Source organism: Nostoc sp. ChiSLP03a (genome assembly GCF_034531215.2).
Classification (GTDB): domain Bacteria; phylum Cyanobacteriota; class Cyanobacteriia; order Cyanobacteriales; family Nostocaceae; genus Nostoc.
On sequence record NZ_JAVRBQ020000153.1, the window covers coordinates 12,378 to 35,449 of the forward strand.

Here is a 23,072-nt window from a genome sequence, read left to right on the forward strand (position 1 = left end):
AGCAACTTCTAACAATTCTTGCTTAATGCGTATGCTAGCAAAAACCGCAGGCGATCTTAGATAGTTAAGAGAATAGTTGGATAATTACTACGTAAAAGCCTTGAAATAAGGTGAATCGTAGAGAAATATTACTTTTCTTCAAGAGGGAAGAAATGAAAGTATGCCAAAAATGTCAAATTTCGCTAAATTCTTTGTACCCTAAAAATGTACAAACCGTAGGTTTAGAACTGAAAGTTACTGAAAAAATCGATTTAGATAGGTAGAAAGATTATGGCAAATATTAATGGCACTAACGGTAATGATACTCTCTATGGGACAACGAGTGATGACCTGATTAATGGTTTAGCAGGTGACGATAAACTATATGGTAAGAGAAGCTACGACATCCTCAACGGCGATGCTGGTAACGATTACTTGAATGTTGACTATTCATCAGGCAATACTACCCTCAACGGTGGCACTGGTGATGATACATTAAATGCTGAACATTCATCAGGCAATAACTTGCTCTTTGGAGGCGATGGTAATGATACTTTTTTGACCTCTAACGATATTGTCTCAACCTCTAACTCCTATATTTTCTATGGTAATAACACCCTTAACGGTGGCAATGGGAATGACACCTTTTATTACGATAAGGTAATTAGTTATGTTAATGACTTGACAACTGGTGGCGGCGGCAAGGATAAATTTGTTTACGCTGGCGGCAAGGGCGCTTCTGGTATCATTACCATCACTGATTTCGGTGGCATTGGTAAAAACTCAAACCCCTTAGCATCGGTAATTGCTGAAGCAGATACCTTGCAATTTACAGGAGATGAGCAATTCACTGCCAGAAATTTGCAATTAACTCAAAATGGTAAAAATTTAGAAATCACCTTTGAAGGGAAAGGTGGTGTCAAAGTAGTCTTGCAAAACTTTGCCCTGGAAAACCTAGACAATTTAGCCCAGGTTGGCAATATCGTGTTTGATGGGCAAACTAGTATCACAGACAGCTTTGATGTCTTCAATGCCGACTCTACCCAAAGCACTATCTTTAACAAGAACACAGTCACCTTCCTTAACGACCTCGACAACAATGTCAATGGCTTTGACAACTCAGATGATGTGATTAATGGTCAAGGAGGTGATGACATCATTGACGGTAAAGGTGGCAATGACGTTTTGAGGGGTGGTGTAGCAGGAAATGATACTCTCATTGGTAGTGCTGGTGACGATACCTTGAGTGGTAGCGATTCATCAGGCGATAAGCTACTGAATGGGGGCGATGGCAATGATTTTCTCTCCGTCTCTAGCTCCTCTCCCGATCAGCAATACTCCTTCCCGCAACAAGACTCGGCTGACAAAAACACCCTTAACGGTGGTACTGGTGAAGATACCTTGGATGCTAGCAATTCACCAGCCGATAACCTGCTCTTTGGGGGCGATGGCAATGATTCTCTTTCCGTTTCTGGCGCTTTTGGTAATAATACCCTCAACGGTGGTAATGGCGATGATATCCTCATAGATGGCAATGGCAAAAATATCTTCACAGGTGGCGGTGGTAAAGATAAATTTGTTTACAATTCTTTCCTTTACGACAATAGTAAGATTGCTGATTTCAGTGCCGTAGGTAAAGGGACAAACCCGACAGCAGCAGTCATTGCGGAAGTAGACACCCTAACATTTCAAGGTGTAGGCTTGACTGCCAAAAATCTGCTGTTGACTCAGAATGGCAACAATCTGGAAATCACCTTTTCTGGGGTGTTTGGTAGTCGCAAACTCATCCTGGAAAACTTCGCTCTGGAAAACCTGGATAACCTAAGCTTATCTACAGGAGCCACTGTAGACGTGGGCAATATTCTTTTTTATGGGCAAACTACCATCACAGATAGCTTTGATGTCTTCAATGCCAACTCTACCCAAAGCACTATCTTCAAAAAGAACACTGTCACCTTTCTTAATGACCTCGACAATAATGTTAACGGCTTTGACAACTCAGATGATGTGATTAATGGTCAAGGGGGTGATGACATCATTGATGGCAAAAGTGGCAACGATCTTTTGAGGGGTGGTGCGGGCAATAATACTCTCAACGGTGGTGCTGGTAATGATACCTTGAATGTTGACTATTCACTAGGCGATAATTTGCTCTTTGGGGGCGATGGCAATGATTTTCTCTTTGCCTCTGGCTACCAGTACGACTCCGGCCCCTTGTACGCATACGATCTTCTCTTGTTAGGTAATAATACCCTCAACGGTGGTGCTGGTAACGATACCTTGAGTACTAGGGGTTCAAAGGGCGATAACCTGCTTTCTGGGGGCGATGGTAATGATTATCTTGACATCTCTGGCTATGAGTCTGGAAATGGCGGCGTGTACTACTACACCTCCACTAACTCTGTCTCATCTGGCAATAACACCCTCAACGGTGGCGCTGGTGACGATACCTTGGGTGCTAGCGGTTCAAGAGGCGATAATCTGCTCTCTGGGGGCGATGGCAATGATTTTCTTAACATCTCTGGCAATCAGAGTGGAAGTGGCGACACCTTCACTAACTCTGTCTCATCTGGCAATAACACCCTTAACGGTGGCGCTGGTGATGATACCTTAGATGCTAGCGGTTCGACAGGCGATAATCTGCTCTTCGGGGGCGATGGTGATGATTCTTTCTATCTAAGATTCCCATCCGTAGATTATTATATCCCCTATGATTTAGTGACACAAACGGTAGATGGGGGTAAGGGTAACAATGTATTGTCAGTCAATTTTGGCGATCCTACTAGAGGAATCACAACAACATTCAATGCCACTACTAACATTAGATCGATTACGGCAGGCAAGTATAGCGTTAACTACAAGAATATCGAACGATTAAATATCTCAGGTACAAAGTTCGATGATTTTATTGTGGGGAACGATGGCAACGATACGCTCTCCACAGGCGATGGTGGCAAAGATACGATAGATGGCGGTAAGGGTGACGATTTGTTGTCCGTCGATTACAACTATAATGCTACAGGGGCGATTACAACGACATTCAATGCCAGTACTAACGTTGGTTCAATTACGGCGGGCACTAATAGCGTTAGCTACAAAAATATCGAACGATTAAATATTTCAGATTCACAGTATGATGACAACATTGTGGGGAACGATGGCAACGATAGAATCTCCACCGGCTATGGTGGCAAAGATACGATAGATGGCGGTAAGGGTGATGACCTGTTGTCCGTCAATTACAGGTTTGGGTTTCCTACCAAAGGAATCACTTCGACATTCAATGCCAGTACTAACATTGGCTTAATTACGGCGGGCACGTATAGCATTAGCTACAAGAATATCGAACGATTAAATATTTTAGGTACAGAGTCCGATGACAACATTATGGGGAACGATGGTAACGATAGTCTCTCCACTGGCAGTGGTGGCAATGATACGATAGATGGGGGTAAGGGTGACGATTTATTTTTATTCTCCGAACATTATTATATTGCAGGAGGGATCGCAACAACATTCAATGCTACTACTAACGTTGGATCGATTACTGGATTAACTACCGCAGGCACGTATACGGTTATCTACAAAAATATCGAACGATTAAATATCTTAGGTACAGAGTTCGATGACAACATTGTGGGGAACCGTGGCAACGATACGCTCTCTGGCAATGGTGGCAATGATACAATTATTGGCGGTGCAGGTAATGATAGTTTGAGTGCTGGTGGTTCAAAAGGTAATAACCTACTCTCTGGGGATGATGGCAATGATATCCTCACAGGTAGCAAGGGTAATGATAGCCTTTATGGAGGAGCTGGTACTGATACGTTTGTTTTCAATAGTTATAATGAAGGTGTTGATACTATTTATGACTTCAACGCCACCAATGAAATAATTCAGATATCGGCTGCTGGTTTTGAGAAGGAGTTATCGCAGTCATCGTTATCATTAACATACGGTAGTCCGTTTATAATCGAAACATCTCCAAGGTTCTCAGTAGGTTCACTTTTCGCTAATCAATTTACAATCGGAACATCTGCAACGACAATTAATCAACGATTTATCTATGACAATATTACGGGTGCATTGTACTTTGACGCCGATGGCAATGCGGATGAATTTACTCAGGTAAAATTTGCACAATTTTTGGGTAGTGTGACACTAACCGAAAAGAATTTTGTGGTTGTTTAATCTTAAATTAGCGCTCTAAAATCGCTCTAGGCATCAGATGGGAGATACTTAAAATAATACCTCCCATTCGATTTTTCAATGCAATTAGTACAAACAGAGAGTAGATGTTGGGTTTGGTTCCTTAACTTTCGGCATGAGTGCGGATGGTTTGCAGTATTCTTGGTTAAGTTTGTTTATGTCTGCGTTGATAATTTTTATAACCTATAGCGATTCTTGCACAGATATATATTGGCAGGCGATCGCTCTTATCGTAGTATAAGTTAACCAAGGCGTAGCTAGCAAAAACCACAGGCGATCGCAGCCTTCAAAAATAAATATATGTATTTTTTATCACTTTATAAAATATTTCTCTACTAGGTTCTACTTTCTTATTGCCTAGACACAGAAGAATATGAAGAATATACAAAGCTCAATACTTGTGTATAGATTTTTCAGGAAGTAATGTGAAGAGTATGCAAAGATGAGTATTTAAGTAGAAACATCTAAGTATGATATTGACTGTGTAGTTCTTTTGAGGTTCTTGAGATGTTCTCTATTTTCAAGCTAGACACCCACGGATAACAGCCTACAAGGAAGGCATCAAAATCTTTTTCTCGATTAAGAGTCAACTGTTGATTATTTTATATTCTAGTAAGACTTAGGCGCTGGCAAAAAAAATAAATATGAAGAAAGAATTTTAGGTATTGAAGCTGAATTTTTTGGCACTTAAAAGAGTAATTTTTACTCAAAAAGGATGATAAAAAACCTGAAATGACTAGTTTTCGCAAATTCACACGCTAATTAATTTGTACAGTGCTTAAGACTTAAATAGTTTGAGATAAAAAAGTATGCGTAAAAACCTTTAAATTGGGTAAATTTTCGAGAAATTTACTGTTTTTCAAGGGTGACGTATAAAGTATGGAGATTTCGGTGAATTTTTGCGCCCTTAAACAGCACAATCTACAAATTGACAACTGAAATTACTGAAAAAAATGATTTAGAAAGGTAAAAGTTATGGCAAATATCATTGGAACTAACGGTGATAATATCCTACAGGGTACTTATGATGAAGCGGATACGATTAAGGGTCTTGCAGGCAACGATATCATATATTCTAACGGTGGCAAAGACACCTTAACTGGTGGAAGCGGCAATGATAAATTCGTCTACTACTACAACAGCAACAACAACGATACTGCGATCGTCACCGATTTTGGTGGTGTAGGTAAAGGGACAAACCCGACAGCAGCAGTCATTGCCGAAGTGGATACCCTAGAATTCCAGGGCACTGATGCCATAGCCCAAAATTTGTTGTTGACCCAAAAAGGCAACAATTTGGAAATCAGCTTTGCAGGAGATGCTTATACAAGGTTTTTTGAGAACTCAGTTATCCTGCAAAACTTTGCCCTGGAAAACCTGGAAAACTTGAGCAAATCTACAGGGGCCACTGTAGACTTAGGCAATATCTTATTTAATACACAAACTAGCACCACAGATAGCTTTGATGTGTTCAATGCCAACTCCATTCAAAGCACTATCTTCAATAAGAACACAGTCACTTTTCTTAATGATCTGAACAATAATGTTAATGGCTTTGATAACTCAAATGATGTCATCAATGGTCAGGGTGGGAATGACCTCATTGACGGCTTAAGTGGCAACGACACACTCAGAGGTGGTGCAGGCAACGACTCCCTCATTGGTAGTGCGGGGAATGATATTCTCATAGGCGGTACAGGTAATGACTCTTCCACAGGTAATCACTCCCTCGTGGGTGGTGCGGGCAATGACTCCCTCATTGGTGGTACTGGTAACGATCGCTTAGATGTTGAATTTTCAACAGGCGCTAACACCCTCAAGGGTGGCGTTGGTGATGATACCTTGGATGCTGGGGCAACATCCGGGAATAACTTACTTTTTGGGGGCGATGGTAATGATTCTCTTTCCACTTCTAATGCTTATAGCAGCTTCAGCCCTAACATTTATTACCCCTCCTCAGGTAATAACACCCTAGAAGGAGGTGCTGGTGACGATACCTTGAATGCTCAGTCTCCATCAGGGAATAACTTACTTGCTGGAGGCGATGGCAATGATTCTCTCTCCACCTCTGGAATTACAACTTATAGAGGAGACCCTAATTTTAAGGCATCAGGCAATAACACCCTCAACGGTGGTGCTGGTAACGATACCTTGAATGCTGGCATTTCAACAGGCAATAACTTACTGTCTGGGGGTGATGGTAATGATTCTCTCTCCGTATCTGGCGATGTTATCAACTATAGCGGTCGAGAGTTTTATTACCTTTCTTCAGGCAATAACACCCTTAATGGTGGTGCTGGTGACGATACATTGACTGCTAATTATTCAACAGGCAATAACTCGTTCTCTGGGGGTGATGGCAATGATTCCTTTTATCTAAGCACCACATCCTCAGATACTCCTTCCTCTGATTTAGCAATTCAAACGATAGATGGGGAAGCAGGTGACGATTTTTTATCCGTTGATTACAGTTTCGCTACAGCGGGTATTTCAACGACATTCAATGCCACTACAAATAAGGTAGAAATTACGGCGGGCACATATCGGGTTAATTACAAGAATATCGAACGATTGAATATCTTAGGTACAGCCTATGATGACAATATTGTGGGAAGCAGTGCCAACGATACGCTCTCTGGGGGGTATGATGGCAAAGATACAATCGATGGAGGAGCAGGTGACGATCTGTTGTCCGTTGATTACAGGTACAGTAATCCTACAGGGGCGATCGCAACAACATTTAATGCGACTACAAACCAGGGAGTAATTACCGCGGGCACAAATCAGGTTAACTACAAGAATATCGAACAATTAAATATCTCAGGTACAGCTTTCGACGACAATATTGTTGGCAATAGTGGCAACGATACGCTTTCAACAGGCAATAGTGGCAAAGATACAATCGATGGGGGAGCGGGTGACGATGTATTGTCCGTTGATTACATCTCCAATGTCAATAATAGTACAAAGGGGATCGCAACGACATTCAATGCTACTACTAACATTGGCTCAATTACGGCGGGCACAAATCAAGTTAACTACAAGAATATCGAACGATTAAATATCTCAGGCACAGCTTTCGACGACAACATTCTGGGGAATAGTGGGAACGATACGCTCTTTGGGAGCTATGGCAAAGATACGATTATTGGCGGTGCAGGTAATGATATCTTGGCAGGTGGGAGTGGGAAGGACACCCTAACTGGTGGCACGGGCAATGACAAATTTATTTATAGCTTGAGCGATAGCTCCTATGACGGCACTAACACTGATATTATCACCGATTTCGGTGGCATAGGTAAAGGTTCAAATACCTCAGCAACCGTAATTGCCTCCTTAGACACTTTGCAATTTATAGGTTTTACTGCTCAAAATCTGCAATTAACTCAAAATGGTAACAACTTAGAAATTACCTTTGAAGGTTTCGGTAATGACAGGAAAGTTATTCTACAAAACTTCAAGTTAGAAAACCTGGATAATCTCTCAGCAACTTCTTCACGACCAGCTATTGGCAATATCCTGTTTGATGGACAAACCAGCATCAGCGACAGTTTTGATGTGTTTGATGCTGATTCCACTCAAACTACTGTGTTCAACAGGAACACTGTTACCTTCCTTAATGACCTCGATAACAACATTACGGGTTTTGACAACTCTAATGATGTCATCAATGGTCAGGGGGGTGACGACATCATCGACGGGTTGAGCGGTAATGACTTGCTCAGAGGTGGTGCGGGAAATAACACCCTTGACGGAGGTATTGGTGACGATACCTTGAGTGCTATCAATTCAACAGGCGATAACCTGCTCTTTGGGGACGATGGTAATGATTCTCTTGATATCTCTGGCAGCATATTCAACGACACATTCAGTGGCACATTCGACAAATTCGACTCTCGCTCATTAGGCAATAACACTCTCAACGGAGGTGCAGGTAACGACACGTTGAGTGCTAGCGGTTCAAAAGGTGATAACCTGCTCTCTGGGGGCGATGGCAATGATTCTCTTGACATTTCTGGCAGCTACAGGAATAACTACGGCTACATCTCCGACTCTCGCTCATTAGGCAACAACACTCTCAACGGAGGTGCAGGTAACGACATCTTGAGTGCTGGTGGTTTAAAAGGTGATAACCTGCTTTCTGGGGGCGATGGCAATGATTCTCTTACCATTTTTGGCGGCTACAACGAGAATAATCCCACAGACTCTTCGGACTCTCGCTCATTAGGCAATAACACTCTCAACGGAGGTGCTGGTGACGATCGCTTGAGCGCTGGTGGTTCAAAAGGCGATAACCTGCTTTCTGGGGGTGATGGCAATGATGAGCTTGATATCTCTGGTGACTACTACAGCTACAACTCCAACGACTACTCCGACTCTCGCCCGTCTGGTAATAACACGCTAGAAGGAGGCGCTGGTGACGACAAGTTGAGCTTCAGCAATTCAACAGGTGATAACCTTCTGTCTGGGGGCGATGGCAATGATTCCTTCAATCTAATCATTAACTCCCTAGATCCTGACCTGTCTAATTTAGTGACTCAAACGGTAGATGGGGGTAATGGTGATGATTCGTTGTTGACCATTTACAACTATGCTTCTGGAGGAATCACTTCGACATTCAATGCTACTACTAACACTGGAACAATTACGGTGGGCATGTATCGTGTTAACTACAACAATATTGAGCAATTAAATATCTCAGGTACGAGCTATGATGACAATATTGTTGGGAGCAATGGCAATGATATCCTCCAAGGTGGAAACGGTAATGACAGCCTAATTGGAGGGGATGGGACTGATACCTTTGGTTTCTATAATTACAATGAGGGTGTTGACACTATTTATGACTTCAACGCTACTAATGAACTGATTCAAGTATATGCTAATGGTTTTGGTGGCGGGTTATTAATAGGTTCACTCTCGGATGCTCAGTTCACCATCGGAACATCTGCAACGACAAGCAATCAACGATTTATTTATGATAATTCTACAGGTGGATTGTTCTTTGACCAAGACGGCAGTGCATCTGGGTTTACTCAGGTAAAATTTGCACAACTATCTACTGGACTGTCACTAACCGAAAAGAATTTTGTGCTTGTTTAATCGTCATTAAATTCTCTAATCGTTAAGCGACAAGGGTTATGAGGTGCTTACAAAAGCACCTTGCAAACGATAGTGTTCAATGCAATTACTGTTAACAAAGAGTAGATGTTGAGTTTTATTTCTCAACTTTCGATATGAATCTGGATGGTTTGCAGGTGTTATTGGCTAAATTTGATTATGTCTGCGTTTTTAATTTTAATCGCCGCCGTTGCATATTTGCGAGATAATTTTGTTAATTTTGTGGGATGGGCCAAAAGCCCGTCCTTTGTATTTCAGGGCGCAGGCATCAAAACTCATTAGCCTTAAAGTAATAACAACAACTTATTGTGGGATTGCGATCGCGAGACGATGAATGCTCTAATTAATTTGCTGCTTTTTTTGCTGCCGATTCTGAGTAGCTTTTGGATTGCCCAAACTTTCAACCCTTTATCTTCTTATCAACCTCTCCAAACTGTAGACGGTGCAGCTTTATATAGAAAACAATTAACGAATGGTAACGAAGCCTACTTACAAGTTATCGACCTGGGCAAAATGCATATAGACCAAATTATTGGAGAGGTAGATAATATGGGTCTAAATGAAGGGAAATATTATCAAGGAGAAGGTGAATATTACAGCCCTTTTTCCAAAATAAGTTGTTTTCTGATGTTACAGACGAATATCAAAAACTTTACGCAAACAACGTTTTTTCGACGATCAATTGTTCTTTTTTTGAACAATACCAATCTAGTACTCAATTATCCTTTCCGATTAAACTCAATGGTGTAGTCATCACTGGTGGCACTAGCCCTTATGGCCCAATCAAAGAACCAAAAAATAAATATTATCGTAATATTCGTCTCAAAACCTTAGTCTGGGATGATAAACAGGCGTACATTAACGATTACAACCAAGCTAGTGGTGCGCCTCTTAACCAAAAAATAGTCAAGAATGCGATTGTTACTTACCGATATAGCGATCATCCGGCGAAAGTATTAGCCCAAAACCAAGCGAATAAATATCAAGTCATCGGTACTCTGAACAAAGATGGTGTTAAAGGTGACGAGCTTTTGTTGATTATGACGGTGAACCAAGCAACTCTGGATGAGGCAGCCGATTTATTACGTAAATTAGGAGTCAAAGGCGATATCATTACCGTTGACGGTGGCAGATCGACTTATTTGTTCAATTCCCAAAAAGGAAACATTATTGTTCCCCAACTGTCTAATCTGCAAGAAAATCCTACTTTCCGACATCTACCTCATTATCTGGGATTCCGTAAGAAAAGCACAAATCAGATTGTGCCAAAAATCTTGATCGCTCAACCAGTTGGTAAAGTACTTCCAAAGAAAGATCAGCCTTTTTTAATATTGTGGCGGGATAATTTTGATGGCGATGTCTCGATTAAGTTGTACGATGGGAACAAACTTATCCAAAACATTTCTTCCCGTACTGCTAGCGATGGAGTTTATGAGTGGAAACCACGTATTTCCGTAAAAGAAGGCTATTTTATTCGTATTTCTAGCTGGAAAGACCGGAATATTTTCGGGCAGTTGCAATTCTAGCGGAATGGGAAAATGAAATGGATAACTAGCTAAACGCAAACCTCTTAACAAGGTTGACGGTGTGGCCGCGATCGCAATTGTTATCGTTTCTCACAGTAAACAACTAGCTTTGGGCGTGCGGGAACTCGCCGCGCAGATGGTTCAAGGCCAAGTTCCCATTGCTGTTGCAGCAGGTATTGAAGATCCTGAAAATCCATTGGGTACCGATCCGATTCAGGTTTATGAAGCGATCGCTTCTGTTTTTTCTGATGATGGTGTCTTGGTGTTAATGGATTTGGGTAGTGCTTTGCTGAGTGCAGAAATGGCAATCGAGTTTTTGCCAGAAGCACAGCAGCAGAAAGTGTATTTGTGTGAAGCACCTCTAGTAGAAGGAGCGATCGCTGCTGTAGTAGCGGCGGCGGCTGGTAGAGATATTCACCAAGTTATGGCGGAAGCACGCGGCGCACTCCTCGCCAAAGCAACTCAATTAGGTGTGGTTACTAAGCCGTTGTCTGTTGTCAGCCCAATAACAACCAATATAGAATTGCCAACGCGAGAAATTCGGCTGATTGTGAGCAATCGCTTAGGATTACACGCCCGCCCCGCCGCCCAGTTTGTGGCAACCGCAGCCCGATTTCAATCTCAAATTCTGGTACAAAATTTCACGAGAAATACTGAGCTAGTCAGAGGTGACAGTATTAACCAAGTCACAACTTTAGGAGTGCGTCAAGGACACGAACTGCTGATTACTGCCACTGGTTCTGATGCAGATGAGGCGCTGGCAGTATTGCAAGGATTATTTGCCAATAACTTTGGTGAAGATCGTGTTGTTTCGCAGTCTCCAGCAGCATTTCACCATGAAGTTACACCAACAACTTCCGGCGAACTTTCGGGGATTGCAGCTTCTGGTGGAGTAGCGATCGCACCTGTTGTTCGTTATCAACCCACTCACATTACAATTACGGAATACCACGTAAACGATCCTGATGCAGAGTGGCAACGGTTACAATCAGCGATGAATACTGCCCAACAAGAAATTCAAGCAGTTTTCTCACAAGCATCTCTGCAAATTGGTGATGCTGAAGCCGCCATCTTTGATGCCCAATTACTATTTTTAGAAGATCCAGTACTGTTAGAAGCGGCTCATCAGCGCATTTTAGACAACCATATAAATGCTGAAGCCGCTTGGCAAGCTGTAGTTGATGAAGTAGTTACTTCTTACCACGCTCTTGAGGATTCTTATCTGCAAGAGCGAGTTGACGATGTTGTGGATGTTGGGCAAAGAGTGTTGCGATTACTGGCTGGAAATGCCCCTGCGAACCTGCATCTTGAGTCACCAGCGATTTTGGTGGCGACTGATTTAACTCCCTCAGATACGGCAGGACTAGATCCGACAAAGGTGTTGGGTATTTGTACAACTTCAGGTAGTGCAACTTCTCACAGTGCCATTATCGCCCGGACGTTGGGTATTCCGGCAGTTGTGGGAGTGGATGCCCAGGTGTTGCACTTGGCAGATGGTACAATGATGGCACTTGATGGTGAAAGTGGCAAAGCTTGGGTAGAACCAGAATCAGACATCTTGGATTTACTGGCAGCAAAGCAAGAAGCTTGGCAAACTGCCCAACAGGAAGCACGAGCTACGGCACATCAGCCAGCGATTACTCGTGATGGTCGGCAAGTTAGCGTCTTCGCCAATATTGGTAGTATCAATGATGTGCAAGTTGCGGTGGCTAGCGGTGCAGAAGGTGTGGGACTACTCCGCACTGAGTTTCTGTATTTAGATAGGACAAGCGCCCCGACTGAAGAAGAACAATTAGCAGTCTATCAGGCGATCGCTCAAGTTTTAGATAATCGTCCGCTGATTATTCGTACCTTAGATGTCGGTGGTGATAAGCCGCTTCCCTATATAAAACTAGGGTTAAGAGAAGCTAACCCTTTTTTAGGTTGGCGGGGAATTCGTTTCTGTTTAGATCGTCCCGAACTCTTCAAAACTCAGTTACGGGCAATTTTGAGAGCTAGTGTCGGACACCAAATTAAGATCATGTTGCCGATGATTGCGACTGTAACTGAAGTACGTGCAGCTAAGGTAATTTTGGGTGAAGTGCAGGCTGAACTAAATCAAGCTGGTATCGCATTTGATGTCGCGATGAAAGTAGGAATTATGGTGGAGGTTCCGTCAGCAGTAGCGATTGCCGATCGATTAGCTGCGGAAGTAGACTTCTTTAGTATCGGGACTAACGATCTGAGTCAGTACGTCATGGCTAGCGATCGCACTAATCCCAGCGTGGCAAATTTGGTTGATGCACTACATCCAGCCATATTGCGAATGGTGCAGCAAACTGTCCAAGCTGCCCATGCGGCGGGAATTTCGGTAGGATTATGTGGAGAATTGGCAGCAGATACTTTAGCAACACCAATTTTATTAGGTTTAGGGTTGGATGAATTGAGCGTAAATCCCCAAAGTATACCTGGAGTGAAACAGGCGATCGCTCGCTTAAGTTTAGTTGAAAGTGAAGCGATCGTGGCATCGGCATTACAACAAGATTCCGCAGAGCATGTTAGAGAACTAATCTCAACTTCAATTACTCCCCCTGCATAATGAATTCGCAATTGATAATGACGCTCTCTCGGAGATACTGTGCGAACGTCATTACGAATTACGAATTACGAATTAGTTAAAATCTTATTCCCAGTTGCCCGTTAAAGCCGCGAATAGAATTGTAACCAGCGCCAACAAAAACGTTATTAGTAGCACCTACCTGAACGCCACCTGAAACTGCAACGCCTTTATCCTCTGAATAAAGTCCAATTCCTACATAAGGTGAAATTACAGGTAAATTGATAAATTTTAAAACATCGACTCCCGTAGCACCATCAGCGCCAGTTCCCACTTCAACCCCGAAATTCAAAGCCCTAGCTCCGACAGCATAAGTTATGTCACCATCTTTTCCACCGACTGAAACCCAAGGTTGCGGTATCAGTTGAGCCGATGCTTGACTTGGGGCAAACAAAGTTAATAAACCTATAGATGTAATTAATGTTTTAGCAATAATCGCTATTTTCACGTTATTCTCCAATTAATTGTTTTTAGGACTGATACCAATCCTTTATGAGGACGCATAAAAAGAATCTCAGTGCCTTGGCATCTCCCTTTGGTAATACTATTTCACTTTCAGGTTGATACAAATAGCCAGTAGGGCAGCATGAGGAAAGGTTAAAGGGAAAAGGGTAAAGGTTTTTTCTTTCCCTTTTCCCCAAAACCCAACAAGTATTGAGCTAGGTTATATCATTTGCAAAAAGACATACAGATTCAAAGCTGAAAATCCAGATGAAATCTAACTCCTCTTAATTACGAATTACTACTTACGTAGCTTGCTTCTTGCCTTTGGAGAGTAGTACGAATTACAAATTGGTATTATTATCTCAACAATTTGCTAAACTCCAACTTCGTGGAGAGCAAATAAAAACAATTTGAGTATTGGGAATTTGGAGGGGATTGCAGAGTGGCTGATGAACGCATAGTCAATACACAACAGATTTATCCAAAGGATTTTTCCTGGGGATTATGGCCTGTTGTGCCACTCTACCCCTACGGTAGGCGGCAGACAATTCGTCAAGAAGTGCTTAAAGACACAATCTGGAATTTTGACCAGATTCAAGGCATTTTCTACGTTGTTGTGCCGATTCGCATGACTGTTGTGAGGCTGGAAACCGGGGGTCTTCTCGTCTATGCGCCTGTTGCACCAACGCTAGAGTGCATCAGACTTGTGAATGAGTTGGTGGTGAAATATGGCGAGATTAAGTACATCATTCTGCCAACTATCTCTGGTATAGAACACAAGGTCTTCGTTGGCCCCTTCGCCAGATACTTTCCGACTGCACAGGTGTTTGTAGCTCCCCATCAGTGGAGTTTCCCGCTAAATCTGCCCCTTAGCTGGCTTGGCTTACCCCCAAAACGAACTCAAGTACTTCCAGAAGATAGTAGCAAAACACCTTTTGCTGACGAGTTTGATTATGCAATGCTGGGCCCCATAGGTCTTGGGCCTGGAAGGTTTGCAGAAGTTGCTTTTTTCCACAAGCGATCGCATACTCTTTTAGTCACGGATTCTGTACTTTCGATCCCAGAAGATCCACCTGCGATCGTTCTCTTAGATTCATATCCTTTATTATTCCATGCCAAGGATTATGCTTCTGAGATTGTTGCAGATAGTCAGGTAAATCGCCGTAAAGGTTGGCAGCGTATTTGTCTGTTTGCTTTATACTTTCAACCACAGGCATTAGATATACGCCGATGGAGTCAGGTCTTGCAAGATTCTTTGAAAGCCCCAGAACGCTCAAAAAAAGCTTATTTTGGATTGTATCCCTTTAAATGGCAGTCAGATTGGCAGCGATCGTTTGATGCCCTGCGAGGTGATGGGCGTTTATTTGTCGCACCAATTTTACAAACGTTGATTCTCAATCGCGCACCACAAGAAACCATTGACTGGGCTGATAAAGTTGCAAGTTGGGACTTCGAGTGGATAATTCCCTGCCACTTTGATTCACCAATTAAAGCTAAACCGCATCAGTTTCGCCAAGCTTTCTCTTTTTTAGAAAAGCAGCCTGCTTTCAGTGGAGGTTTCATCGGCAGTAGCAGCTATCCTTTACCAGAGGAGGATTTTAAAGCACTTAGGGAAATCGATGCAGGTTTAAATAAGTTTGGCATCGTGCCAGCAGCAAAGGAGAAGTTGTAAGAGATTTTTAGTAACTGCTGTGTTAAAGAATGTGAAATTAGCTATTGTTTAGTTCCATTAATGAAACATTTTCGTGCGAATAAAGCCATTTTTCAAAATTGCTTTTACAGCGCGACCATTCTTTATCTGTCATTGCGAACCAATCAGTATCTCTGTTTTTTCCACGAACAAACATGTGTTGTCGAAAACGACCTTCATAAATAAATCCCATTCTGGTAGCGGTAGTTCGACTCGCATGGTTGAGGGAATTACATCTCCACTCAACTCGACGATAAGAATGACGATCAAAAAGATGCTGAAGTAGCAAAAACTGTGATTCTGTATTAACTTTACTTTTGTGGACTGCGGGAGTAAACCAGACATTACAGATTTCAGCACGACCATGATTTGGTGAGATACTTCCTAATGCCACAATGCCTACCTGAATATTTGCTGAGTTTTCAAAGACTGTCCAAGCAAGAGGGTCGGAGGATTTACTTACTATGTTTTTTTCCATCCAGTCTTTCATCGTGGAAGGGCTATCAAATGGGCCGTATGGTAGATAATTCCATACAGCTTCTTTTTCAGGAGTGCCGTGTGAAGCTACATACAAGGTTTCCACATCCCTTTCTGGAATCAGGGGTCTGAGTGTTACAAATTGACCATTGAGTTGAAGAAATCCTGGTGGCTGCCAAGTTCGGTCTTGCATGATTTTATTGCTTCCCTACAGACAGATAATCTCTCATCAAAAGCAGACGAGCGTTACTCGCCTTCTCCTCATATACAATTATCATTTTCATGAAAAATATTTTGAGAATTTTAACTGATTGGCAACAGGTGCTTTATCTTTTCTCATTTGTGAAAGGGATTCTTGAGTATTAACGTTTGATTCCCTTAAACCGTTCTTGCGCGGCTTTAAATGCTTCTTGCATCACTAACTGAATTTTTTGGGGATCGGGTTTCTTGCCTCCCATGAGATCGCCAAAGTAAACACAGGCAGCTTCGCCTAGTGCCCAAGTATAGGCGGCTGCCCAAGAAGCGGCGATCGCACTCCCAAAACCTGGGATAAATTTAATTAACTCTCGTGCAATTGCCTGTGCTAAAAAACCACCTGCGATCGCACTCACAACGCCTCCCGCCTGAGATGGAGTAACTGTCTGCCCATATAATTTACCCAACAGTCCCACCATTGATACTTGCAAAGCAGTCAGTACGGGCATTGTGGCAAATGGTAGAGGTACGGCAGCCAGAGTTGCAGACATGATCGCAAATGGCAAAATATAACGGCGTGCAGTATCTCGGTAAAGGTTGCCAATTTGCTTGCCAACTTCTTCTCGATCTAATAGCTGATAAATCGCTTGGGCTTCTGCTTGTGGGAGTAGTTCTGCTAAAGAATCTCGCAGTGCTTCTAAGCCATAAAATACTTGAGTGTAGCCATCTTCTTCTAAGGTAAAGTCAATCAGTACAGAGCGATCTGTTATTCCTGCGAAGGCTTGTTGGATTGCGGCAAATGCGCGGTTGACTTCTTGATAATCTGGCGGATAGGCGGGATGATCGACGGTATCGCCAGGATAAACTTCGTGCAAACAGGTAACTACCAGCAGACAGGGAATGTCTGGATACTTCTGGCGCAGTTGTTGAGCAATTTGTCGTAGGGTATCAGTTGCAAAGTCATTAATTTTAACCGTCAAAAGTAGGATTCTGGCGGAACGAGTTTCCTGTTGTAAATCGCCAACTAACTCCTGAATAATTTTTTGAGTATCTTGTTTGACATCACCCAGCCCCACTGTATCAGTAAAAATCAGTAGCGGTAGGTCATTGGAAGGATAGGCATAGCGCTGGGTGTGTTGCGTGTGTGGGCGAAATCCTTGACCGATAATTTCAGCAGAAACTCCCGTCAATCCCCGTACAATGGAACTTTTTCCGGCTTGGGGTTTACCAATTAAGAGGGCTTCTGTGGTTGGCAGTTCGGCTCGGATTTTTTCTAAAATCTCTGCAACCTGAGTATCGCTCACACTAAACCATTCGACAACTGTCTGTGCCAGTTGTTCTACGGGTAGGTGTTGTGTTAGACGTGTTGTTGCTTTGTTCCATACGCCAGCAATCTGATTTGTCCAGGAATTATCGGCCGACTTGATAATTGTTTTGTCGGTCGGTTCGCTCAATTGCTGAGAATCAGTTGATGGTAAATCAGCATCACGTTGCTCAGTCATTTTCATCCAAATCTAGAAGACCCTTTTTGTCATCTTATAGCGATTCTCAAAGGGATAACTAGTACCTTTAGTAGTGTTCCTGAGCGATCGCGTTTTTTGATTACCTTACTAAATAAAGGTGAAAACAACACTGCCTCTTCACCGTATCTCCATGTTTGAAATCACACGGAAGCTCCGAAGTATTTGTTATGACAGATCATCAATTATGAGTGAGATGTCATTTTATGTTTGGCTTGCTTTGCCTAATTAACATCACTTCGTTTATTGCCTTTGGAGTTGGGTTGATTAGTCCAAAACTGGTGCTTCGTGGAGAAAAACGCACTCGGCGTAAAAGCTCTGAAGTTTATCTGTCCGCGTTTGTGCTTTCCTTTGTTGGAATGATCGTCTTTGTTCCAAAACCTCAGCCAGCAGTGGTAATCGCACCAGCGACAAAACTAAAAACTGAAGTACAGCTAGCGCCTGCCCAAGAGGTAAAATTACCAGCCGCAGATGTAGCAAAACAGGAGGTGAAGCCGTCACCAATTTCTACACCAAAACAGCAGGTAACACCAACTCCAACACCCATAGAAACACCTGCATTCGTCGCTTTTGACCCTAGCGTGTGTAACACAGATGCTTATCTCCCAATTAACGGAGCCAGTATCGCACTGTACACGACCTGCCAGTACATCAAAACCGATTTAATTAAACCTGAATCGGTTTCCGTTGTCACTGGCGCAAACGGTGACAGCAACCCATCAGTACTAGAGTTGCAAGCTGAATCAGGCTTTGAAAAAGTCATGTGGAGAGATTACACTATTGCACCGGAATCAGGAAAAGATGTATGTGTTAACTATAAAGACAAATCCGTATCTTGCTTGGCGTTTTCCAATCCTGACGAGACGGCTGAGGTGCAAGATCAGCCACAAGTTACCACAAACATTCCAACAGGTAGCAAGTGTGACAGCTTTGCCACCCAAGAGGAGGCGCAAAAAGCCCTGCCATCTAACCCACAACTGGATAGAGATGGTAATGGGACAGCCTGTGACTCACTCGTTTCTGGAGGTAGCGGTAGCTCACACTCCTATACAGTCCGTCGCCGTAGAAAAAAGTAGTACCAGCAAATTATTAGACCTCTTGCAAAAATCTCTAACACCCCACCCCCAACCCCTCCCTGCTCTTCGGGAAGGGAGACAAAGCGTAGCTTTGGCGGGGTGGGGTTCTTTCTTATTTTTGATTTATGCAAGAGGTCTATTGTTTCGACTGACAATGCGATTGCATCGGCTTGTATTGTTAACGAATGTCTTGGTCAACAACAGCCTAGCGAGTCACAACTTTCGGCCGTTTATTTATATCAGCTTGGCTTATATTACAGCGATTGCTACTCCAAAAGTTGTCTTACTCTAGCTAACGCTTCCTCTCCAGGAATGGGTGAAACTGCACCGCTACGAACTTCATCTCTACGCTTCTTGGCTTCATCTGTCCACAGTGTTTGAAGTGTTTCGTCTACATCAAATTCAAGACTTTCAATCAGCTTTTCTGCCAACAATGCTCTCGCTGCACTCGGCAAAGTTAAGGCTTCTTTCATGATTTGCTCAACAGAAGTTTTTTTCTGCAACCAAACACTCCGTATGTACCAAAAAACAATGACTAATGACCAATGACCAATGACCAATGACTACTTTATCAAATCAGCGATCGCTTGTACCAATACATCTGGATCTACTGGTTTAGAAATATGCATTTGAAATCCTGCGGCTAATGCTTGCTGTTGATTCATTTCCCCAGCATAAGCTGTCAGAGCGATCGCGGGTACGTTTCCTCCTTGTTCAGGGGATCGCGATCGCACTTCCCGCATCAGCATATAACCGTCTGTTTTTGGCATTCCAATATCACTAATTAAAACATCTGGTATCGACTCAGATAGCGCTTGTAGTGCTTCCTGTGCTGATGATACGGCGGTTACTTGCACGCCGTAGTCTTGTAAAATAAAGGTAACTAAATCGCGGATATCTGGTTCATCGTCCACTACCAAAACTTGAGTGTCTGCAAGCAGCGAGGATTCCGGCTCTGAATATGAAGACTGATTCTTTTCGCCCCAAACCTGTTCGCTTCTCACCAAAAGCGGTAACTCGACAGTGAAGGTTGCACCCAATCCTTCTCCAAGACTTTCGGCTTGAACATTTCCCCCATGCATTTCTACAACCTTACGCACGATCGCTAGTCCTAAACCTAGTCCACCAAATGTGCGTGTACTTGTGCCATCAGCTTGACGAAAGTAATCGAATACATAAGGCAAAAAGTCTAGGCTAATTCCCTTACCTGTATCGCTAACCTGAATTTGAGCCTGATTACCAGCTTCCATGAGTCGAATTTCTACTCGTCCTCCTGTTGGTGTAAATTTTACCGCATTAGAAAGTAAGTTCCACACAACTTGTTGCAGTCGATTGGGGTCGCCCATCACTTGTCCCAAATTGGCATCAAATAAGGTCTGAATTTGAATTGACTTGGCTTGTGCTGCTAGTTTTACCGTTTCTAGTGCTGCTTCAACTACCATTACCAAGCTGACAGGACAGATATTCAAATTTAATTTTCCTTGGAGAATGCGTGACACATCCAACAAATCTTCAATTAGCTGGGTTTGTAACTTGGCGTTGCGTTCAATGGTTTCTAAGGCGTGATGAGTAGTTTTTTCATCAAACTTCCGAGTCCGCAGCATTTTTGACCATCCCAGAATGGAGTTGAGTGGGGTTCGCAGTTCATGGGAGAGAACCGCCAGAAATTCATCTTTAATTTTGTTGGCGATTTCTGCTTGTTGTCGTGCTGTCTTTTCGCGCTCAAGTAGGCGATCGCATTCTTGTTCAGCCAATTTGCGCTCGGTGATGTCCAGTACAAAAGCAACACCATGTTCTTGGGAATCATTCAGCAAAGCTATTCCTAAAACAATGGGTACTCGCTTACCGTTGCGGTGGATATATTCTTTTTCATAAATTTTGGAAACTCCAGTGGTTTGCACCTCCAAAAAGGCGCGATCGTCTAAATCTTGATACTCAACAGGAGTAAGTTCTTTCCAATTAATTCTGCCTAGAATAGCAAACTCATCACGAGTGTAACCAGCTAGTTGCAGAAAGGCATCATTGGCATCAATCACGAAGCCATGCACGTTCCAAAAAGCGACCCCAATCAAGTTAGATTCAAACAAACGCCGAAATCGCGCTTCACTTTCACGTAAAATTTTTTCTGCCCGTTTGTGTTCGGTAATATCACGAGCAACAGTGATTACGCCTTCAATAGTTTGGTTTAAATTCCGTAATGGTGTAAGGATATATTCATAATAATGTAACCCATCGGCGCTAACATATTTACACTCATCTTTAATCGGTTGCCCAGTTTTCATTACAGCAAGTCGTTGATTCTCTACCTGGGTTATTAAGTCGGTGGGGAAATCCATTTCTGGCAAAGTTTTGCCGATAATATCTTGAGGATTTAAATCTAGTATAGTTGCTCCATCACGGCTAACATACTGATAACAACCTTGGCGATTAAAGATATAAATATGATCGACTGAGGCAGTGAGGATGGCATTTAAAATATTTGCCTGCTCTTGGACTTGTGATGTCAGTTCGCGAGTACTTTCTTTTGCTTGCTGACACACAGTAGTTTCCATACAAACGCCGAGCATTCGCACCGCTTGCCCTTGAGCGTTATAGATAAATTTTCCGTTTGCAGAAATCCAATGTGTACTTTGGTCTGAGCGAACTATGCGAAATTCATCATCGTAGTCAGTTTTTTGAGTGAAAGCGTGGGCGATCGCTTGCATCACAGATTGGCTATCTTCAGGATGAACGCATTTTTTAAATGTCTCATAAGGGCTATCAAAACTACTTGGATGTAGACCAAAAAGCAATTCATAATTTTCCGACCAAATGACTTGATTGGTAACAATATTCCAATCCCACAAGCCCATCTGCGATACCTCTAGAGTCAGCCTCAGCCGTTCTTCACTCTCTCTAAGAAATACTTCTAGCTGCTGACGCGCCGCACTTTCTTGTTGAAGTTGCTCTAAAATTACTTCTACCTCTGTTGGCAGATGCACAGATGTTTCTTTAACTTTAATATAAGGCTTTTCTACTTCTACTGCCAGCTTTCTTTTTAGTTCTGTTAATTGTTCTTCAAGTGCTGCTTGTCTTTGTTGATAAAATATCTCTGATTGCTCTAACTCAGCTACCCGCTGCCGCAACACTACTAATTCATCAGTAAGTTGAAAGTTAATTTGATCGGCATTTTGCATATTGTACACCGCTAATATTTAACAATATCGACTTGAAGAGTAGGTTTTTCCTAGTACCGCAAGGCGGAATTAAATAATTAAATAAAAATTAAAATTTCATCCAACAGCGTAAGCGTTTGATTAATTATGCTTGATTAAGCAAAAAAATTTATATATTTCAGTCGAAAGGTATATATGAGTTTCAATAACTGTAGGGTAAGCATTGCCAAAAATATCAAAATTGAGCTTTGCGACACTAGTCAGTTAATAGTGCCCACCCTAGAAATAATAGCTAGATAGCTAAATTCAAATTTATTTCTTTAATCGGATGAAAGCTGCACCAATCAATAATGCCACAACCTGCCCTAAGACGACAACACCCGATTGATTTACGCCAACAGGAGGAATATTTAAACTGCCAATACCATAAAATAATTGTTGTACAAACCACCAAAATATATAGAAAAGGGCTGGTAATTGGATCGGGATATACAAGATTATTAGCGGCAAAACAGTGTCAATTGTAGCTTTAGGAAACTTCATAACGTATACTCCTAAAATAGCAGCGATCGCACCATTTGCCCCAATCAATGGAACTGTCAAACTCGGTTCAAGCAGAATTTGTATTACACCTGTCACTATCCCAGCAGCCAGATAAAATCCTAGATAGCGTCTGTGTCCTAGAAGATTTTCTACAGTTTTCCCAAAAACCCACAAAAATAGTAAATTTCCTAATATTTGACTAAAACTGCCGTGCAGAAATATCCCAAAAAATAGGGTAAATAGCCGCCAAATAACAACTATCCAAGCAGCAGAGTTGAGAAAAAGAGCATTGGTAACTGCTCCACTAATCTGCGCTGGAATCACACCCCAAGTATTCACAAAATAGCCTAATTGACCGCTAAACTCTAGTTGAAGTTCCCATAAAAATATAACCAGGTTAATGGCAATCAACCAGTAATTAATAATTGGTTTATTTCGACAACGAATGTTATCACTAATAGGAATCATATATATTTGTCATTTGTCATTTGTCATTTATCATTTATCATTGGGCATTGGGCATTGGGCATTGGGCATTGGG

General features: G+C 42.4%; 12 protein-coding genes. 6 read left to right on the plus strand and 6 right to left on the minus strand.

Annotated elements, in window-relative coordinates; all coding sequences use genetic code 11:
• Window positions 1-270: 270 nt before the first annotated feature.
• The 4 genes from RMY32_RS25820 (at window position 271) to ptsP (ending at window position 13,413) form a co-directional block, all read left to right on the plus strand.
• A complete protein-coding gene (locus tag RMY32_RS25820; RefSeq protein WP_322710762.1) occupies window positions 271-4,170 on the plus strand; it encodes a calcium-binding protein in 3,900 nt (1,299 codons plus the stop codon).
• 993 nt (window positions 4,171-5,163) lie between these two features.
• A complete protein-coding gene (locus tag RMY32_RS25825; protein ID WP_322710763.1) occupies window positions 5,164-9,291 on the plus strand; it encodes a calcium-binding protein in 4,128 nt (1,375 codons plus the stop codon).
• A gap of 635 nt (window positions 9,292-9,926) precedes the next feature.
• Window positions 9,927-10,835, plus strand: coding sequence for a phosphodiester glycosidase family protein (locus tag RMY32_RS25830; protein ID WP_322710764.1), 909 nt, complete (start codon window positions 9,927-9,929; stop codon window positions 10,833-10,835).
• Window positions 10,836-10,896: 61 nt separating this feature from the next.
• Entirely contained in the window at window positions 10,897-13,413 is a 2,517-nt protein-coding gene (gene ptsP, locus RMY32_RS25835; protein ID WP_322710765.1) for a phosphoenolpyruvate--protein phosphotransferase, read from the plus strand.
• 76 nt (window positions 13,414-13,489) lie between these two features.
• On the opposite strand, the gene RMY32_RS25840 is transcribed toward ptsP, so the two are convergent.
• Window positions 13,490-13,879: a hypothetical protein gene (locus RMY32_RS25840; protein ID WP_322710766.1), complete on the minus strand. Its 390-nt coding sequence runs from the start codon at window positions 13,877-13,879 to the stop codon at window positions 13,490-13,492.
• Window positions 13,880-14,317: 438 nt separating this feature from the next.
• Here RMY32_RS25840 and RMY32_RS25845 point away from each other — a divergent pair, with 438 nt between their 5' ends.
• Entirely contained in the window at window positions 14,318-15,547 is a 1,230-nt protein-coding gene (locus RMY32_RS25845; protein WP_322710767.1) for a DUF4336 domain-containing protein, read from the plus strand.
• A gap of 37 nt (window positions 15,548-15,584) precedes the next feature.
• On the opposite strand, the gene RMY32_RS25850 is transcribed toward RMY32_RS25845, so the two are convergent.
• Together RMY32_RS25850 and RMY32_RS25855 are read right to left on the minus strand one after the other, a co-directional pair.
• The gene (locus tag RMY32_RS25850; protein WP_322710768.1) at window positions 15,585-16,235 is read right to left on the minus strand and encodes a GNAT family protein; all 651 of its coding nucleotides are present in this window, start codon (window positions 16,233-16,235) and stop codon (window positions 15,585-15,587) included.
• Window positions 16,236-16,404: 169 nt separating this feature from the next.
• The gene (locus RMY32_RS25855; protein WP_322710769.1) at window positions 16,405-17,739 is read right to left on the minus strand and encodes a 50S ribosome-binding GTPase; all 1,335 of its coding nucleotides are present in this window, start codon (window positions 17,737-17,739) and stop codon (window positions 16,405-16,407) included.
• 224 nt (window positions 17,740-17,963) lie between these two features.
• On the opposite strand from RMY32_RS25855, the gene RMY32_RS25860 reads away from it, so the two are divergent.
• Window positions 17,964-18,833 carry a hypothetical protein gene (locus RMY32_RS25860; RefSeq protein ID WP_322710770.1) on the plus strand — a complete coding sequence of 290 codons (870 nt, stop codon included), beginning with the start codon at window positions 17,964-17,966 and terminating at the stop codon, window positions 18,831-18,833.
• Between the two features lie 266 nt (window positions 18,834-19,099).
• On the opposite strand, the gene RMY32_RS25865 is transcribed toward RMY32_RS25860, so the two are convergent.
• From RMY32_RS25865 to RMY32_RS25875, 3 genes are all read right to left on the minus strand, one after another.
• Window positions 19,100-19,306, minus strand: a complete 207-nt coding sequence (locus tag RMY32_RS25865; protein ID WP_322710808.1) for an addiction module protein — start codon at window positions 19,304-19,306, stop codon at window positions 19,100-19,102.
• Between the two features lie 90 nt (window positions 19,307-19,396).
• The gene (locus tag RMY32_RS25870; protein ID WP_322710771.1) at window positions 19,397-22,009 is read right to left on the minus strand and encodes a PAS domain S-box protein; all 2,613 of its coding nucleotides are present in this window, start codon (window positions 22,007-22,009) and stop codon (window positions 19,397-19,399) included.
• 291 nt (window positions 22,010-22,300) lie between these two features.
• Window positions 22,301-22,999: a rhomboid family intramembrane serine protease gene (locus tag RMY32_RS25875; protein WP_322710772.1), complete on the minus strand. Its 699-nt coding sequence runs from the start codon at window positions 22,997-22,999 to the stop codon at window positions 22,301-22,303.
• Between the last annotated feature and the right edge of the window lie 73 nt (window positions 23,000-23,072).

Coding starts and splice junctions, on each gene's coding strand:
- RMY32_RS25825 (WP_322710763.1), top strand. CDS start 5,164: ATGGCAAATATCATTGGAACTAACGGTGATAATATCCTACAGGGTACT.
- RMY32_RS25875 (WP_322710772.1), bottom strand. CDS start 22,999: ATGATTCCTATTAGTGATAACATTCGTTGTCGAAATAAACCAATTATT.
- RMY32_RS25855 (WP_322710769.1), bottom strand. CDS start 17,739: ATGACTGAGCAACGTGATGCTGATTTACCATCAACTGATTCTCAGCAA.
- RMY32_RS25870 (WP_322710771.1), bottom strand. CDS start 22,009: ATGCAAAATGCCGATCAAATTAACTTTCAACTTACTGATGAATTAGTA.
- RMY32_RS25850 (WP_322710768.1), bottom strand. CDS start 16,235: ATGCAAGACCGAACTTGGCAGCCACCAGGATTTCTTCAACTCAATGGT.
- RMY32_RS25820 (WP_322710762.1), top strand. CDS start 271: ATGGCAAATATTAATGGCACTAACGGTAATGATACTCTCTATGGGACA.
- RMY32_RS25860 (WP_322710770.1), top strand. CDS start 17,964: ATGTTTGGCTTGCTTTGCCTAATTAACATCACTTCGTTTATTGCCTTT.
- RMY32_RS25865 (WP_322710808.1), bottom strand. CDS start 19,306: ATGAAAGAAGCCTTAACTTTGCCGAGTGCAGCGAGAGCATTGTTGGCA.